Source organism: Paractinoplanes ovalisporus (genome assembly GCF_016834655.1).
In the GTDB taxonomy this organism is placed as follows: Bacteria; Actinomycetota; Actinomycetes; order Mycobacteriales; family Micromonosporaceae; genus Actinoplanes; species Actinoplanes ovalisporus.
On record NZ_JAENHP010000002.1, the window covers coordinates 903,018 to 919,406 of the forward strand.

At 69.2% G+C, this 16,389-nt stretch carries 12 protein-coding genes; 8 read left to right on the forward strand and 4 right to left on the reverse strand.

The window, feature by feature from the left end; translation table 11 throughout:
- The first annotated feature begins 20 nt into the window (after positions 1–20).
- Positions 21–3,173, forward strand: coding sequence for an NACHT domain-containing protein (locus JIG36_RS10085; RefSeq protein WP_203375749.1), 3,153 nt, complete (start codon positions 21–23; stop codon positions 3,171–3,173).
- A 114-nt stretch (positions 3,174–3,287) separates the two neighbouring features.
- On the opposite strand, the gene JIG36_RS10090 is transcribed toward JIG36_RS10085, so the two are convergent.
- Together JIG36_RS10090 and JIG36_RS10095 are read right to left on the reverse strand one after the other, a co-directional pair.
- Positions 3,288–5,462 (reverse strand): MFS transporter, encoded by a 2,175-nt coding sequence (locus tag JIG36_RS10090; RefSeq protein WP_203375750.1) that lies wholly within the window; start codon positions 5,460–5,462, stop codon positions 3,288–3,290.
- A 54-nt stretch (positions 5,463–5,516) separates the two neighbouring features.
- Positions 5,517–6,161, reverse strand: a complete 645-nt coding sequence (locus tag JIG36_RS10095) for a DUF3632 domain-containing protein (protein ID WP_203375751.1) — start codon at positions 6,159–6,161, stop codon at positions 5,517–5,519.
- Between the two features lie 62 nt (positions 6,162–6,223).
- Here JIG36_RS10095 and JIG36_RS10100 point away from each other — a divergent pair, with 62 nt between their 5' ends.
- Positions 6,224–8,020 (forward strand): immune inhibitor A domain-containing protein, encoded by a 1,797-nt coding sequence (locus tag JIG36_RS10100; protein ID WP_203375752.1) that lies wholly within the window; start codon positions 6,224–6,226, stop codon positions 8,018–8,020.
- A 70-nt stretch (positions 8,021–8,090) separates the two neighbouring features.
- Positions 8,091–8,558, forward strand: a complete 468-nt coding sequence (locus JIG36_RS10105) for an HIT family protein (RefSeq protein ID WP_203375753.1) — start codon at positions 8,091–8,093, stop codon at positions 8,556–8,558.
- Here JIG36_RS10105 and JIG36_RS10110 read toward each other — a convergent pair.
- Positions 8,544–9,473: a hypothetical protein gene (locus JIG36_RS10110; protein WP_203375754.1), complete on the reverse strand. Its 930-nt coding sequence runs from the start codon at positions 9,471–9,473 to the stop codon at positions 8,544–8,546. The genes JIG36_RS10105 and JIG36_RS10110 overlap by 15 nt on opposite strands.
- 77 nt (positions 9,474–9,550) lie before the next feature.
- Here JIG36_RS10110 and JIG36_RS10115 point away from each other — a divergent pair, with 77 nt between their 5' ends.
- The 3 genes from JIG36_RS10115 (at position 9,551) to JIG36_RS10125 (ending at position 11,384) form a co-directional block, all read left to right on the forward strand.
- The gene (locus tag JIG36_RS10115; protein ID WP_203375755.1) at positions 9,551–10,015 is read left to right on the forward strand and encodes a DUF4279 domain-containing protein; all 465 of its coding nucleotides are present in this window, start codon (positions 9,551–9,553) and stop codon (positions 10,013–10,015) included.
- A gap of 122 nt (positions 10,016–10,137) precedes the next feature.
- The gene (locus JIG36_RS10120; protein WP_203375756.1) at positions 10,138–10,662 is read left to right on the forward strand and encodes a GNAT family N-acetyltransferase; all 525 of its coding nucleotides are present in this window, start codon (positions 10,138–10,140) and stop codon (positions 10,660–10,662) included.
- A 20-nt stretch (positions 10,663–10,682) separates the two neighbouring features.
- Positions 10,683–11,384, forward strand: coding sequence for a hypothetical protein (locus tag JIG36_RS10125; protein ID WP_236046216.1), 702 nt, complete (start codon positions 10,683–10,685; stop codon positions 11,382–11,384).
- Positions 11,385–11,454: 70 nt separating this feature from the next.
- Here JIG36_RS10125 and JIG36_RS10130 read toward each other — a convergent pair whose 3' ends face one another.
- On the reverse strand, positions 11,455–12,753 hold the full coding sequence (locus tag JIG36_RS10130; protein WP_203375758.1) for a hypothetical protein: 1,299 nt from the start codon (positions 12,751–12,753) through the stop codon (positions 11,455–11,457).
- 70 nt (positions 12,754–12,823) lie between these two features.
- Between JIG36_RS10130 and JIG36_RS10135 the strand changes: the two genes are divergently transcribed.
- Positions 12,824–14,329, forward strand: a complete 1,506-nt coding sequence (locus JIG36_RS10135) for a beta-N-acetylhexosaminidase (protein WP_203375759.1) — start codon at positions 12,824–12,826, stop codon at positions 14,327–14,329.
- 187 nt (positions 14,330–14,516) lie between these two features.
- The gene (locus JIG36_RS10140; protein ID WP_307872643.1) at positions 14,517–15,047 is read left to right on the forward strand and encodes a YrhB domain-containing protein; all 531 of its coding nucleotides are present in this window, start codon (positions 14,517–14,519) and stop codon (positions 15,045–15,047) included.
- Positions 15,048–16,389: the final 1,342 nt, after the last annotated feature.

The window sequence follows — 16,389 nt, forward strand, 5'->3', positions numbered from 1 at the left end:
CCGGCCTCTACTGTGTTCGCATGCGTTTCGACCCGCCGTTGACCTACCGGGGTGCGCTGCAGATCCTCGGATCCGAGAATTCTCCGTGGATCGATCGACTCGGAACCGCGCTCGGGCTGGCAATCGTGACCGCGCCGGTCTTCGGTCTGATCGGGCCGGTGGCCGGCATCGCCGCGATCTGGGGCTGGGTGGACCAGAAGAACGAAGCGATGGGCCTGCTCCGCAAGGGGGTGGCCCGCTTCCGCGCCAAGCGTGACGGGACGAGCGGACTCGAACGGCAGCAGCTGGTCGCCGCCGCGCACACCGCGATCGTGGTCGGCTCCTACTTCGAGGTGTTCCGGGAGAGCCACCCCGACCTGCGGATGACCGAGGACGACAAGGAGCGCCTCGCGACCGAGTCGTGGCGGCACAGCGGGCAACCCCTGCTGGAGACGCTCTACCAGGCGGAAGTCCCGGCCCCTTCGGCGGCGTGCGGCTTCGAGGAGAATCGCGCGGCCGTGCGGACCTGGTGCACCGGCCTCTCCGAGCGGATCGCACGGTTCCTGGAGATAGCGGCTCCTGCGGCGCTGGCCGACTTCGAGCCGGAACTGACAGCTGAGAAGGCCGTGGAGCGGTACCACAGCCACTATCTGGCCTTGGCCGCCGACGTGCCGGAGTTCTTCTACTGGGCCAACTTCGGCGAGCACGCCGCCACCCGTACGGCGATCGGGGGTCTGCGCGCCGACGTGGTGGCCGCGCTCGACGAGCACACGAGCGGGCTGGCCCGCCTCGGCCGGGTCCTTGATCTCGCCGCCACCGCGTCGGCTCACGGAACCGAACTGCGCGAATCCGTGTGGCGAGCCAACCATGGAGTTCTCACCGATCCGATCGTTGCGGTCGAGGCGCAGCATCGCGACGACCACGTGACATTTCCTTCGGTGCAGGACATCTACATCGAGCCGGGCTATCGCGTGGCGACGCACGGCCCGGACACCCGGCCATGGGACGACGAGTGGTGGAGGACCCAGCCGGGCTACGACGACCTCGACATGTTCCTGGCCGCCTATGCGACCGCGCCGCAGAGCACGTCGGTTCCGATGCTCCTGCTCGGCAACCCGGGAGCGGGGAAGTCGATGCTCACCAAGGTGATCGCGGCCAGGCTTCCGTCCTCGCGGTACACCGTGGTGCGGGTGCCGCTGCGCCGGGTCGACGCGGACGCGCAGGTACACCAGCAGATTCAGCAGGAGCTCGATCAGAGCACGCACATGCGGGTGCCGTGGGCGAAACTCACCGAGGAGAGCCGCGACACGATCCGGGTGGTGCTGCTCGACGGCCTCGACGAGCTGCTGCAGGCCTCCAAGATCCGCCGCTCCAACTATCTGCACGACGTGGCGGAGTTCCAGCGCCGGGAACTCCAGCAGGGCCGACCGGTGCTGGTGATCGTCACCTCGAGGACCGCCGTGGCCGATCAGGTGAAGATCCCGGCCGGAGCACCCATCGCGTTTCTTCAGGAGTTCGACGAGTCCCGGGTGCGGTCCTGGCTGCAGAAATGGAATGCCGCGAATGCGGACGGCGTCCGCGCCGGGACGACACGTACGTTGACGCCGGAGACAGCTCTGCGGTACCCGCATCTGGTCGGGCAGCCCCTCCTGCTGCTGATCGTCGCCGTCTACTCGGCCGATCCGCTGTCACAGGCACTCGAGAAAGAGTTGTCGTCGGCGGCCCTCTATCGCGAGATCTTCGAACGGTTTGCCTATCGGGAAGCAACCAAGCAGCTCAGCAGCGACGATCCGGCGTTGCCGGGCGCGATCCAGGAGCACCTGTGGCGATTGCAGGTGGCGGCGCTCGCCATGTTCAACCGCGGTGCGCAGAGCGTCAGCGACGAGGATCTGGGCAACGACCTGAAGGCGCTGAGCCGTGGGCACGCGGGCGTTCGGGCATCGGACCTCGGCCAGCGGACGATCGGCCAGTTCTTCTTCGTGCACGCCGACCGGTCCGACGCGCACGACGAGCGGCGGGCGCAGGCAAGTTACGAATTCCTGCACGCGACGTTCGGCGAGTTCTTCGTCGCCGAACACCTGCTCAACGAGCTGGACCGGCTGGCCGGGCCGACGCTCCACCCCGACGTCAACGACGACCTGCTTCACGCGTTGATCTCGCAGCAGGCTCTGGCCAAGCGCCGTTCGGTACTGACTTTTGTCACGGAGCTCAGCGATCTGCTTGAGGTCGATCGCCGGGAGCGGATCGTGGCATTGCTCGATCAACTTCGAGCGGGGGCCAGGCGCCGCCCACCCTCGGCGCGGTTCAATGAGTACGTACCCATGGGTGTGGACCGTCTGAGAGAGCTGGCGGTCTACACGCTAAATCTCCTTTTGTTGCGACTGGCGATCAAATCACCTGCTGTGGAATCCGACACGTCGCTCGTTAGTCTCTGGCAGGCAGGCCTCGACCCGGATGTTTGGAACGCCGTCATCAACTCGATCGCCCGCAATGGTGACACCGTCACGATGGAACTCCCATACCGTAACTCGTGGGTTTACAACGTCATGGCGGCGCGATTGCGCGGCGACGCCTACGAGGAGCGTGTCCTGCAGTACGGGAAGGCCGCGATGGACGGCTTCTTCGACTCATCTGCCGAAAAGCCGATCGAGTTGATCAACTCTGCTTTGATCGCGATGGTCGCCGGCCACCCGGATAATGACTTTGTACATGAAATTGCGGAGTTCGACGTGTCGGAATCCAGTGCTCGTGAGCTGCGAAGGGCGAAAGTTCTGATCAACAGAGTTCTTGCGCTGGGCTACAGGAATGAATTCACGGGAGCTGTAGGTGAAGTTCTCAGGTGGTGTGTCCGGAATCGAAACTCGGTCGATATTCGACCATATGGATTGGCGAAGCTTGTCAGTAAGCACCCCGTGCTTCTGATTATGCAACCCGAGCTTCGCGATCCAGCGATATATGCTGCGGATGGCATCGCTGCAGACATTCTTCTATGCGGACTGCAGAATGCTCGTGACGAGGAGGAAGAGAGGTTGCTCGGAGCGCTCCATCAGGAGGTGCGAGCCCTTGCTCTCCACCGAGGAGTGGCGCTGCCGCATGACGTGACCACCGCCGTCGAAATGATGCTCGCTTCCCAGCAGCGCGCGTCCGAGATCGGTGTAGCGCATGCGGCCGCGGATGACCCTTACGATTTCTGATCGCCTTGGCCGACGCGATATGGCTGTGCAGGGCCGACGCGCCTGCCGGGGCCTGCGGTTGTCGGCGCGATCGTCGGCCACGACGGCGAGGCGCCGGGCGGGCGGCGATCGCGGTCAGCGGCCGGCGGAAGGGTCGGTTGTGCCTGGTTTCGGGTCGGTGGGGAGCATCAACTCCTTGCTGGGGCGCTCCCAGATGACCCGTGGGTCGTTCAGCGGGTTGCCGTGCCACAGGCGTACGTCGATGGTCGGCTCCTGCAGCACGCCCCTCTCCACCGTGGCCGATTTGCCGTTGGCCAACGTGAAGTCGCGGACCGTCAGTGACGTCAGGTAGTCGCCGGCGGGTGGGCGTTCGGGCAGCAGCGCGTCGGCCAGCAGCACCGCGTCCCAGGCCGGGATCAGGTAAGTGCCGAGGTCGTTGGCCTCGCAGGGCTGGCTGGTCAGCTTGACCGCGGCGTCGAGCGGGCACGCGTTCGGCAACTGGCCGTCCTTGATGCCGGTGGCGCGGTCGGCGCAGGCGAACGGGCCCTTCAGCCGTACGAGGTCGCCGAATTTCTCGATCTTGGCGCCCAGGATGCCGTACGTGGGCTCGCTCAGATCGGCGCAACCGGGGCCGCCGACGTTGTAGTGGACCTTCCAGTCGGCCGTGCTGACCGCGCGCAACTGGTAGTTCGCCATGAAGCGGCTGACCGACACGTCGGCGATCACCATGCGGGGGCGGGAATGGCCGCACAGATCGTTGACGCGCTGCACGAACTCGGCGAAACGGGTCCACCGGTCGGCGAAGTAGAGCACCGCGGGCGGGCTGGTCTTGTCGGATTCGCAGACCGTCGCGTCGATGCGGTCGAGGGTGGGCACATGGCGTGCGGTGGCCGGGGCCTTATCCCGTACGGCGGAAAGCAGGTCGTTGACCAGCGACGTCGTGTACTGGTCGGTGGGGTTGGGCTGCTGGTAGACGTCGAGCCGGAAACCCTTGGCGCCGAAGGAGTGGGCGAGACGGTCGACGGCATCCCTCGCGTAGTCCAGGTTGGAGGGTGCGAGTTGCAGGTAGCCCGGCCGGTTGACGAAACCCTTCCCGGGGTTGCCGAGGTCGGCCAGCAGGTTCGGGGCGATGAACGGGATCCCGGCCGTCAGCAGGCGGTTGATGGCCCGCTGGGTGACGTCGCGGCTGTCCCCGCCGCCGATCACGACCACCCGGTCGCCCATCGCGGGCCGGCGCTTGATGATCAGCTGGGCGACGTCGTCGGCGTGTGCGACGTCCTGGGTGGCGTCGGCGATCACCACGTGCAGCCGGTGGTCCGTCGTGTCTTCGATGTGGGACTGCGCGTAGAGCAGCGCCCGCAACTGGTCGCGCTCCGACGGGTAGTCACGCCCGTCGGCGCAGCGGGACGGGTCGCCCTTGAACGGTTCGCACGAGAGCGCGCCCAGCCACACCACGGTCAGATCTCCCTTCCGTACGGGCTGGTTCTGCTCGAGGATCTTGCGTTGCAGAGTGCTGGTCACCTCGTCCCGGCCGAACGCGTCGGCGGCGAACACCCCGGCGTCGGCCGTGTCGATCAGCCCGTAGCAGCGCTGGCCGTCCGCGGTCGCCCGCAGCACCGTGATGCCGCTCGACGTGGGCAGGGTGTAGCAGTTGTGCACGACGCCGGGCAGCCACTCCGAGCGGGTCCAGCCGAGGAAGCTGATCAGCAGGGTCAGCACGGCCAGGACGGCGTGGTGGGTCGTGGTCAGGGCGGGCTGTTTCACCAGCGCGACAAGCTTGTCCGAGATGACGATCGGCAGCACGATGGCGGCGACCGAGATGCCCAGCGCCCGCGCCTCGGCGCTGCCCGAGAAGATGTCGGCCACGAACACGGTGGCCAGCGCGAAGATGAGCGCGATGCCGCCGAGCAGGGCGACCAGTTTGAGGTCGGCGGTGAGCAATGTGGCGATGACGGCCAGCACGATAGCGACCAGGATGGTGCCGATGCCGACGTACCCGGTGATCGCGGCGTGCACGATCAGGACCAGCAGCGCGAGTACGGCCACCTGACGTGACCGTGACCGCCCGGCCAGGAACGCCACCTCCGCGGCCTCGCCCCGGCCGGCGGTGAGCAGCGGCTTGAGGCGGCCGAAGACCCACAGGGCGCACCAGAGCGCGGCGGCCCCGCCGATCACGTAGACGACGGCCCGCCAGCCGGACGAGCCGGAGAACAGGGCGCGGGCCAGGATGAGGACAGCCAGGACGACGGCGGCCAGGCGGAGCAGGACATCTCCGGTCAGGAGCGAACGCAGGAACCGCCGCAACGGCATCGAGCCCCCTTGAGACCTTAGTGGACAGACACTAAGAGTAGGGCTCGGGCGCCACTAAGTGATCTCCTTGTCGAGCCGCCGGAGGGCCTTCAGCCCCGCCCGGGCCACCGGGTCGCCACCGGCTGCGAGTCCTTCGAGGCGGCTGCGCCAGAACGCCCAGCGAGGCGGGTTGAAGCCGGTCTCCGAGAGTCCTTCGCGCTCGGCCAGTTCGTGCAGCCGCCCCGGCCCGGGCCCGAACGTGCGCCGGTGCCGGGTCGCGGCCGCCAGCTCGGGGCCGCAGTGCTCGAACCATTCGACGGCGGCCGGCAGGTGCTCCGACGGCGGCGCGAACGTCTCCAGCGCCGTCCCGATCGACCAGAGCCCGAACAGCGAGAAGTCCACCCCGGCGGCGGTCAGCCGGGCCGCGAACCCGTTCAGCCGGGTCCACGACTCGACGGTGCGTTCCGGCGGCACCAGGTTCCACGCCTCCCGCATCTGCGCGCCGAAGACCGGCAGGTCACCGAAGAGCCGCCGCCCACCCACCCGGCGTCCATCAAGATCTATTTCCCGTACGGCGGTGAGCCGTGCGACCAGGTCGTCGAGCGGCTCGCCGGCGGCCGCCGCGCCGACCACCTCACCCCAGAGCGCCCAGAGCAGCCCCTCCAGCTCCGGCTCGGAAGCACCTCCGGCGGCGGCCTTAGTGATCTCACCTATCGACATATCGAGATGCATGAGATTTTATGACCCCTTGACCCTCGACTCATCGCTTTGAGGAGTGCTCCTTGAGACAACGTACCGCCGTGCTGGCCGCCGTCTCCGCGATCGCGGTGGCTGCGGGCTTCACGGCTGCCCCGGCGGCCGCCGCACCCGGCACTGCCGCCGCCCCCACCGCCGCCGACGCCACGCTGGGCGAGGACAACCTCCCGCACCCGCTGGGCGAGGAGCGTGAGGCCGAGCGCGCCGAGGCGCTCGAGAAGCTGATCGCGGGCGAGGTGACCAGCGAGAAGCGCACCGGCTCGGAGGTCATCAAGCTGGGTCAGGGCCGCTTCGTCGAATATCGCAAGAAGGAGACGAAGACCGACCCGATCCTCACCTTCCTGGTCGAGTTCGGCGACGCCACCTACCCGGCCGCGGGCGGCACCCCGGGCCCGGTGCACAACCAGATCGCCGCGCCCGACCGGGCCAACGACAACACCACGATCTGGGCGTCCGACTTCAGCCCCGCGTACTACAAGAAACTCCTGTTCGACAAGAAGCAGGAGTCGATGACGACGTTCTACTCGAAGCAGTCGGGCGGGCGGTACACGGTCGGCGGTGACGTCTCCGAGTGGGTGAAGCTGCCCTTCAACGCGGCCCGCTACGGCAGCAACGAGATCGGCGAGGACGACGGCTACTGGAACTACGTCAAGGACAGCGCGACCGCCTGGTACTCCTCGCAGGTCGCCGCGGGCAAGACCCCGGCCCAGATCAAGGCCTATCTGAAGACCTTCGACGTCTGGGACCGCGACGACTACGACAAGGATGGCGACTTCAACGAGCCGGACGGCTACATCGACCACTTCCAGGCCATCCACGCCGGTGAGGGCGAGGAGGCCGGCGGCGGCGCCCAGGGCACCGACGCGATCTGGTCGCACCGCTGGTACGCGTTCGGCAACCTGGAGGGCCAGGCCGGTCCCGAGGGCAACCTGGCGGGCGGCGTGCAGATCGGCGACTCCGGCTTCTGGATCGGTGACTACACGACTGAGCCCGAGAACGGCGGCCTCGGCGTGTTCGCCCACGAGTACGGCCACGACCTGGGCCTGCCCGACCTCTACGACACGGCCGGCGGCGACAACGGCACCGGCTTCTGGACGCTGATGTCCGGCGGCTCGTGGCTGGGCCGCGGCGCCCCCACGATCGGCTCGACTCCCGGCTACATGGGCGCGTGGGAGAAGATCTGGCTCGGCTGGTCGAACTTCGTGACGGTCAAGCCCGGCAAGGCCAAGTACGTGACCCTGGGCACGGCCGCCAACGGCGAGGGCGTGCTGCCCCAGGCCGTGGTCGTGCCGCTGGCCGACGGCTCGTACTACGCGGCCGAGTACCGCACGTACAACGGCTATGACGAGGTGCTCAAGACCGGCCCGTACAACTGGGGCTGGCAGACCACCCGTCCCGACTGGGCCGAGCGTTTCCCCTACCAGGACGGGCTCTTGGTCTGGTACGTCAACCCGGCCGCCGGCAACAACAACACGAGCCGTCACCCCGGCACGGGTCTGGCCCTGCCGGTCGACGCCCGGCCCAAGCCGATCGTCTTCGGTGACGGCGTGCTGCTGGGCAACCGCCGCCAGCCCTTCGACGCCACGTTCGGCCTGCAGAAGACCGACCCGGTGACATTCCACCGCAACGGCACCCCGGTGTCCCTGCCGAAGCAGCCGGCCATCCCGGCCTTCGACGACTCCGACCCGCTGCGCTACTGGGACGCCGCCAACCCGCAGAGCTCGGTCAAGGTGGCCGGCGCCGGCGTGAAGATCGAGGTCAAGACCCAGATCACCGGCCTGGTCCCGCTGATGACCCTGAAGGTCACCCCGCCCAAGGCGTGACCCCGGTCCGCGGGGGCGCGGCCACCCCGGCCCGCCCCCGCGCACGGGGCGGCGGCCGTAAGGTCCTTGTATGACAGCGAGTGGCGCGGTCGGCGGGGACTGCCCGATCTGCGCCAAACATCGAGGTGAGGGCCCGCTGCTCGGCGGGCCCCTCATCTGGCAGGACGAGCACGTGCTGGTCTTCCACCGCCCACCCGGCGTTTTCCTCGGTCACCTGTTCATCGAGTCGCGCCGGCACGCCCCCTACCTTGATGACCTGACCGACAATGAGGCGAGCGCGGTGGGCCTGGCCGCTGCCCGGAGCGCCCGCGCGCTCCGGGCGGCACTCGACCCCGAGGCGGTCTTCTCGGCGGTCATCGGCCGGGGTGTCTCCCACTTCCATCAGCACGTCTTCGCCCGCCACCGGGGCACGCCACCCGAACTGAGCTGGCAGGACGGCGACGAGTGGCCCGACGCCCCACCCTGCGACGCCGCCGCGGTCGCCGACCTGGCCGACCGTCTGCGCCGTCACTTCCCAGGCTCCTCACTCGTCCGGTGACATGGGGCAGAGGGACGTCCACCGCTGGGTCTTGTCGCGGACGTAGTGGCAGTTCGGGAACGCGACCGGATCGTCGTCCATCTTGCCGTTGACGATGGTGTAGGTCGGCAGACGGTCGGTCGGGACGGCGTGGAACGGCTTTCCGTGGTCGTCGATCGGGACCGTGTACGACTGGCCGTCCTGGGTGTAGTCGACGCTCGCGGTCCAGGAGCAGTGGCAGGCCGGGCCGGGGCCGACGGCGAGGGTGAAGACTTCCGGATCGGACTCGGAGACCGTGAACGGGAAGTTCGCGGGCCGGGTGGCGACCACGTCACCGTTGGCCTCCTCGACTTTGCCGGGGAGGGCCCTGACGAGCGGTGGGGTCGCGCTGAAATCCGCGACGAACGGCCGAGGGGAGACGAGCCCGCCGCACCCCTCGATGGAGAGGACGGTCTTGCTGGTCAGGGGTGCGCGGGAGACGATATTGACGCGCAGGCCGGTGAGGATGCTGGCCCGGTTCGAGTTGCCCTCGACCGCGAACTTGATCCAGTTGACCTGCGTGAAACCGCCGTTGGCCGACGTCCACGCCTTCATGGCCTCCAGATGCTTGTTCTCGTCGGCCTCGTCCCAGCTCTCCGGTTCCCCGGGGACGTCGCCGGGGATGTCGTCGACGCTCTGCGGCAGGTAGAAGCGTCCGGGGCCGCCGCACTCCTCCGAGCTGGCACTCTGCAGGAGCGTCAGGGGCAGAGGGCCACGCGGCTGGGCCGACGCCGTGGGACTGGCCGGCGACGCCTCCGGCGATTGCGGGAACCACCAGGCGAGCAGGGCCAGCACGGCCGCCAGCACGGTGGCGACACCGCCGACGCCGGTCCACCACGTCGCGGAATGCCAGCCGGGGGAGCGCCGGTGCCCCGGGCTGTTCGACCTTCTGCTCACGGCCCATCGTGGCATTCACCGCCCCGCCTTTCCGGCGCGAACCCGAACGAGTGAACCGCCCGCTACCGTCTCCCTTGATGGCTGACGACGAGCACGCGCACTGCACGCAGCGGGCATACCTCTATCTGGCCCGGGACGTCGAGACGGGCCCGCCGCCGTACAGCGCCGACGAGCTGCGGCTGATGTCGTTCGACCCGGACGAGGTGACCCGCCTGGTCGGGTTACGACCGACACGAGCGGGGCAGCGAGGGCTATGGCGATTCAGCGACTGGAAGTACGAACTGGCCGAGGTCATGACGTACGAGACCGAGGAAGTTGTCACCTCGTTGCTGGACGCGATCGAGCCGTACGCGGGCGGCATCGCCGAGGCGTGCGCGACCTTGGGCATGCGGGCCGGCATCAACGTGGTCATCGAGATGCACGGCGACCGCAACGGCCTCTCCACCGCCGCCATCACCTACTCGGCGCACACCCTGAAGCGTCTGGCCCGCCTTGACGTGACGGTCGACCACGACCAGTACGTCTATCTCCCCGACGTCTAGGGTCGCTCGAGGAGCGCGGCGGTCCCGAAAGCACCCGGGCCTGGTACCTCATCGACCTGGGCCGTATCGACGAGGCCGTGGCGCCCCCGAAAAGTCCTGACCACATTCGGTAGGTTCCGATGATGCTCACGGTCCGACCGGCGCGGAACGGCGATCTGCCCGCGGTCGCCGAAGTGCACATCGCCGCGCGGAACGGCTATCTGCGTGATGTGCAGACCGCCGAGCAGCTGGCTTCGTGGGCCGTGACCGTGCGGGGCAAGTATGTTCCGGCGCTTCTGACCGACCCGGCCCGCGCCCTGCTGGTGGCCGAGCTGGACGGCGAGGTGGTCGGGCTGGCCCTGACCGGCCCGCCCCACGACGAGACCGCCGATCCGGCCGCCGTGGGCGAGTTGTGGCAGATCCACGTACGCCCCGACCGTCACCGCCGTGGCATCGGGCAGGCCCTGCACGCCGCGTGCGTCAACGAATGGCGCCGCCGAGGCGTGCGGGAGGCCCACGTCGAGGTGTGGGAGGCCAACGAGGGCGGCCGCCGCTTCTACGACCGGCTCGGCTACCGCTTCGACGCCCGCACCCGCCCCGCCTACGGCGACACCTGGTACATCCGCCTCGTGGCCGACCTTTCCACCGGCGGCGCCGCGGCCGATTGACCCGTACGGGGCCTGTGGCCTTGCGGCTGACCGCCGCCGAGTACGAGGACTGGCAGGCCGACGGCACCGGAACGTCTTCCGACCCGGCGGGTACCGGGCCCGAGCTCACGCTGGACGAGGTCGCCGCGGCGGCCGGCGTGCCTCAGGCCGACACCGACCACGACGACAACGGCACGTACACGACGGTGACCGTTTCCGGTGGCCGCCGCACCGACGTGGTGGCGGTCGGCGCGACCATTCCCGGAACCGCCGGCGACCACACCCTCACGGTCGGCGTCGCCAACAAGGGCCCGGGAACCCTGCGCTACCCACCCTTCGGCAACAACCTCCCGAGGGTGCGGGTGACATTTCCCGTACGCACAAAGGTCGTCACCGCCGACCAGCGCTGCACCGCGCTGTCCATCCCGTCGGAGTACGACTGCACGCTCCGATCCACGACGCTACGGGCCGGCGGGCGTCTGAGGTTCGCCTTCACTGTGCGCACCGCCCGGACCGCGCGCGACGAGACCGGTTCGGTGCGGGTCGATATGTTCGGCAGCGAGCAGAGTGTCGACCGCGACCCCCGCAACAACGAGGCCGAGATCCGCGTGACCGGCACCGGCCCCGCCGTTCAGCTCCCGATCACCGGCACGTCCCCGGCGAGCACCGCCGCCATCGGCATCCTGTTGGTGCTCGCCGGTTTCGTGGCGGTGGGACGGGCTCGATCCGTACGGACGCCGTAGCGCGGGTCGTCGGACAGCACTGTGGGCGCGGCCCTGCATTTCGTGCGTCAGGCGGTTGAGCCGGGGAACGTCAGCGTTGGGTGTCGACCAGGGCTTCGAGTTCGGTCTGTTCGGCCTCGGTGAGTCGGAGGTCCGGCTGGGTGCGCAGGGCGGCCATGGCGTCGCCGGTTCGGGACTGGTCGAGGTCGTTGTGGAGCATGCCCACGAAGCCCGTGGGCAGGCGGTCGCTCAGGCGGTCCAGTAAGGCGCGCATCCGGTTGATGAGCGCGGCCCGGCCGTCGGTCTCGTTGGCCGTCGCGGTGCGTAGGGCGGGCAGGCCGGGCAGGGCGGGGTGCGGGCCGAGGGCGGCGCGGCGGCGGACCACGGCGAGCAGGTTCTCGATGTCGGCGTGGGCCAGGGCGATCGGATCGGGGGTGGACGCGAGGGTGGCGAGCGGGCGTTCGATGCGTACGCGCAGCTTGTTGCCTCCGCGGCGGGCGGTGACGCGGGCCGGGCGTTCGGCGATCAGGTCGTACGAGATCTCGAGGACGTCGTCGTCGGCCGCCGACCACCAGGGTGTCCACGTGCTCACCTGGTTGAGCAGGACGTGCAGGGCCGTGTGGTAGGTCTCGGGCACGGCGTCGTCGGTGTAGCCGCCGATCACGGTGATCTGGGGCGGGGCCTCGGGGGCGTTGGCGCCCTCGCCGCGCACGGTCACCGGGGGCAGCTCCGGGACTTCGGTGTACTGCGGCGGCCCCTCGCCGGGGTCGATCTGGGCGATCTCCCGGTCGTACCAGCGCAGGGTGGCCGCGACCCGGCGGTGGGTGTCGGTCGTGGCCAGTTCGGGGGAGCAGGCGACCAGGGTGTCGTCGGCGGCCCGGCGGATCTCGACGACGACCCGGGCCAGGCCGTCGTCGCCGATCGTGAAGACGGGACGGGCGACGTGGGTGCGTCCGGGAGACTTCTTGGCCGGCCCGATCCACCGGAAGCGCAGATCGTGGGCGACGACGTGGGCGCGGGCGGCCTCGAACGCGGCCGGGTCCCAGCCCCGGGCCTGGGCCATCCGCAGCGCGGCGCCGTGCATCACGTCGAGAACCAGGGCGGCCCGGGCTCTTGGGGGCAGCGCCGCCACCCCGTCCGGCAGGAGGATGCCGGCCATCTCGTACTCGTCGGTCGGTTCGGTGAACACCGTGACCTCGACGGCGGTCCGGCCGGGCTCGTGCGGGTAGCAGTGCAGCTGGAGCCGGGGGCAGCGCGCCGCGACGCGGGCCGGGGCGAGGCCCTGGCTGTAGAGCTCGCCGATGCCGCGGGCGCTGCGGGTGAAGGCGTCCTCGTCCGGTTCGCCGTCCCAGGTGGGCGGCGCGAACTCGACCGTACGCAGCACTGTCACCGCCCCAGTAAATCCCACGCTTCCGGCAGGACTCTTCACTAATAGACGGCTACCTATGTACGGTCGGGGTATGCGCCTCCGTCTCGCTGTGCTCCTCGCCTGTGCCCTGCCGCTGACTGCCGCCGCGGCCCCGGCGCCGGTCACGCCGGTGATCGCGCTCGGCAGCGTCATCCCGGCCCCGGTCCAGGTCCACCAGTCGGGGCCGGGTTTCCGGATCACCGACCGTACGGTGATCATCGCCCCGCCCCGGGCCCGGGACGTCGCCGACCGGCTGGGTGAGGCTTTGCGTCTTCGGGTGGCGGGGCATTCCTCCGGCCGTACGGGAAACATCGCTCTTGAACTGAGCCGTGCGATCACCGAGCCCGAGGGCTATCGCCTCACCGTGAACCGATCCGGCATCACCGTGCGGGCGGCGAGCAACGCCGGGCTGTTCAACGGGGTGCAGACGTTGCAGCAGCTCGTGCCGCTGACCGGCCCGCGCACGGTGGCCGGCGGCGAGATCGTCGACCATCCGCGGTTCGGCTACCGCGGCACGATGCTCGACCTGGCCCGGCATTTCCACACGCCGGCCGAGGTGAAGCGGCACATCGACGAGATCAGCAAGTTCAAGGTGAACTACCTGCACCTGCATCTGTCGGACGACCAGGGCTGGCGCATCCAGATCGACTCGTGGCCGCGGCTCACCACGGTCGGCGGCGGTCCCGGCACGGGCGTCGACGGGGTCGGGCCCGGCTACCTGACCAAGGCCGACTACCGGGATCTGGTGCGCTACGCGGCCAGCCGGTACGTGACGATCGTGCCGGAGATCGACATGCCCGGTCACGTGAACGCGGCCCAGGTCGCCTATCCCGAGCTGACCTGCGACGGGGTCGCGCCGCCGCCCCGCACCGACACCGCGGTCGGGTACAGCTCGCTGTGCATCGGCCACGAGAACACGTACGGCTTCGTCGAGGACGTGATCCGCGAGCTGGCCGCCATGACACCCGGCCCGTACATCCACATCGGCGGCGACGAGGCCCACGCCACCACCGCGGCCGACTACCTGACGTTCCAGAAGCGGGTGCTGCCGCTGGTCGCGAAGTACGGCAAGACGGCGTACGGCTGGAACGAGATCGCGGCGGCCCCCGAGGCCCGCACCGCGGTAGCCCAATACTGGGGCCTGACCACGACAAACGCGACCCTGGCAGCGGCCGTCGCGAACGGCACCAGGGTGATCATGTCGCCGGCCAACCTCGCCTACATCGACCAGAAGTACGACCCGTCGACGCCGCTGGGGCTGAGCTGGGCGGGCTACATCGAGGTGCGGAAGGCGTACGACTGGGACCCCCACACACACGTCGCCGGCGTACCGGAAAGCGCGGTTCTGGGCGTGGAGGCGCCGCTCTGGTCGGAAACGCTGCGCGACCTCGACGACATCGAGTTCATGGCGTTCCCGCGCCTGGCCGGAATCGCCGAGCTGGGTTGGTCACCGTCCCGCGACTGGGAGTCGTACCGCACCCGCCTCGGCGCTTACGGACCGCGGTGGACGGCGCGTGGTGTGGATTTCTACCGCTCCCCGCAGATCGACTGGTCATGACAACGATTTCGTACGCCACGTCCACTCCTGGAAACGCACGGCGGCCGCTCTCCGCCTTCGGCGGCTGCCGCGCGCGGCCCGGGCGGCCATCACGGCCGTAGCGCGCGACCGGGATGTTCCCGGTGGTAATTCTCTTCCGGTCACGCCGCAGCACCAGCGATGATGCCGGTCGTGATCACCGAAGAGCGTGCCGTGCAGCTCGTCCAGGCGTTGCTGGAGCGCGAGCCCCCCCACTCCGATCCCGGTCGCCGTGTCCGGGGCGAAGGAGCACTACTTCGGCTGGCTCGTCGCCTGGCAGTCCGTCGCCTATCTGCGGGGCAACTTCAACGCGATGCTGCTGGGCAACGCCCCCTACCTGGTGGACGCCGACGACGGCAGCATCCACCAGGTCATCACCCACTCACCCTTCGGCGGCGACTGGGAACAGGAGTATCTGGAGCTGGTCCGCGGCGTCCGGCCACCGGACCCGGTGCTGGAGGCCGTACGCGCGGCGCTGGCCTCAGGCAGCAAAGTGGCAGCGGTGCGCGACGGCCTCCTGCTGGCGCCTGGCCTGTCCCTGGTGGAGATGAAGGCCTATGTCGACGCCGTGGCCCGCAACGAAGACCCGCCGGAGGATCTGGTGCGGCGAACCCGTCAAACGACCCGCCGCGGCGGTCCCCTGGTGACCACGGTGGCCGGCCCAGCCGTTCCGGTCTCGGACGACACTGCCCAGCCGTAGCTCCTGCGCACCGCCGCCCTTGGCGCCCCCCGCCGGGATTGTCATGGCCGGGCGACTCGGACTGGCCCACTATGGCCTCGAGCATTTGCGTCCGCGATTCCCGAGGAATTCTTGGTGTGCGCGGTGCCTCGTGCGGGAATGCGTTCGAGGAGTTGCCCGGGTTCGCTTTCGGTGGAAAAGGATCCCCGTGGGAAATCAGCGTGACGGCGTCTCGATTTCCGTCCATCGGCCGAGTGGACGGTGAACGGCCGCGCGGGCCGGTCCCGTTGATGTGGCGGGTTCGGCGTTGACGCTCGGTTGTCGCAGGGTTCCGTTGTCGCGCTGACCGGTTCGGCTTTCCGGTGCTGCTCGGACAAGGGCGCTGGCAGAGCGGCGCGCGCTACCGATTGCGCCTGCGCCGTGCGCGTCGCGGTCGGGGGTGGCGTTGCGGGGTGTCGTTCTCCTGAGCGTGGCGTTGCGGCGTGTTGTGCTCCCGCGCGTGGCGTTGCGGCGTGTTGCGTTCCCGGGCGTGGCGTTGCGGCGCGTTGTGCTTTCCTGGGTTCCGTATCGGAGGTGAAGCGCTGCCGCTGCTCGGGGTTCCTGTGCTGTGGCGGAGGCTGCGATCGCGTTGGTGAGAGGCGCGACGAGGCTGGCTCCGTGGCGAGATCTTGCACCGCCGCGTCGGTCGACCTCGGCCCGGCGAGCCGGGAGCGCCGCAGCTTTGCGGCGTGACGCTGAGCCAGGCCCCAAGCGCGGTGCCTTTCGTGCACGCGGCGAAATTCCTCGGCCGCCGGGCAATAGTTGCGACGTTTGGTCCGGTCGCGCATTTTGGCGAGTTCCGCAGAGGTGAACAATTGAAGCTGCCGCATGCTTAATTGTCCCGCATTCAAACCATGCTTTGTCAGCATTCGATCATGCCAAAAAACTAAAGATTGGCGCCATGCACGCCGACCAAAAGGATCAGAAAATAGCTCGCGACTCGCGAGATGACGTGACGTGGGGCAGGCTCCGGAAACGCAGTCAGCGAATTCGCCCGCGCCGCAACGCCCGCAGCCAAGCACCGCGCAGCCATCCGCTCGGGGTAGGCGGCGGCAGGGAGAGTGACCGGCGACGCCGGCCGCCTGGGACCCAGCGTGCCGTAGCTGAAGGGTGGGTGGCGGCAGGGAGAGTGACCGGCGACGCCGGCCGCCTGGGACCCAGCGTGCCGTAGCTGAAGGGTGGGTGGCGGCAGGGAGGGTGACCGGCGACGCCGGCCGCCTGGGACCCAGCGTGCCGTAGCTGAAGGGTGGGTGGCGGCAGGGAGGGTGACCGGCGACGCCGGCCGCCTGGGACCCAGCGTGCCGTAGCTGAAGGGTGGGTGGCG

Excerpts from the sequence above, each read along its gene's own strand:
- JIG36_RS10085 (WP_203375749.1), top strand. The coding sequence starts at position 21 with ATGCGTTTCGACCCGCCGTTGACCTACCGGGGTGCGCTGCAGATCCTC.
- JIG36_RS10090 (WP_203375750.1), bottom strand. The coding sequence starts at position 5,462 with ATGCCGTTGCGGCGGTTCCTGCGTTCGCTCCTGACCGGAGATGTCCTG.
- JIG36_RS10095 (WP_203375751.1), bottom strand. The coding sequence starts at position 6,161 with ATGTCGATAGGTGAGATCACTAAGGCCGCCGCCGGAGGTGCTTCCGAG.
- JIG36_RS10105 (WP_203375753.1), top strand. The coding sequence starts at position 8,091 with ATGACAGCGAGTGGCGCGGTCGGCGGGGACTGCCCGATCTGCGCCAAA.
- JIG36_RS10115 (WP_203375755.1), top strand. The coding sequence starts at position 9,551 with ATGGCTGACGACGAGCACGCGCACTGCACGCAGCGGGCATACCTCTAT.
- JIG36_RS10120 (WP_203375756.1), top strand. The coding sequence starts at position 10,138 with ATGCTCACGGTCCGACCGGCGCGGAACGGCGATCTGCCCGCGGTCGCC.
- JIG36_RS10135 (WP_203375759.1), top strand. The coding sequence starts at position 12,824 with ATGCGCCTCCGTCTCGCTGTGCTCCTCGCCTGTGCCCTGCCGCTGACT.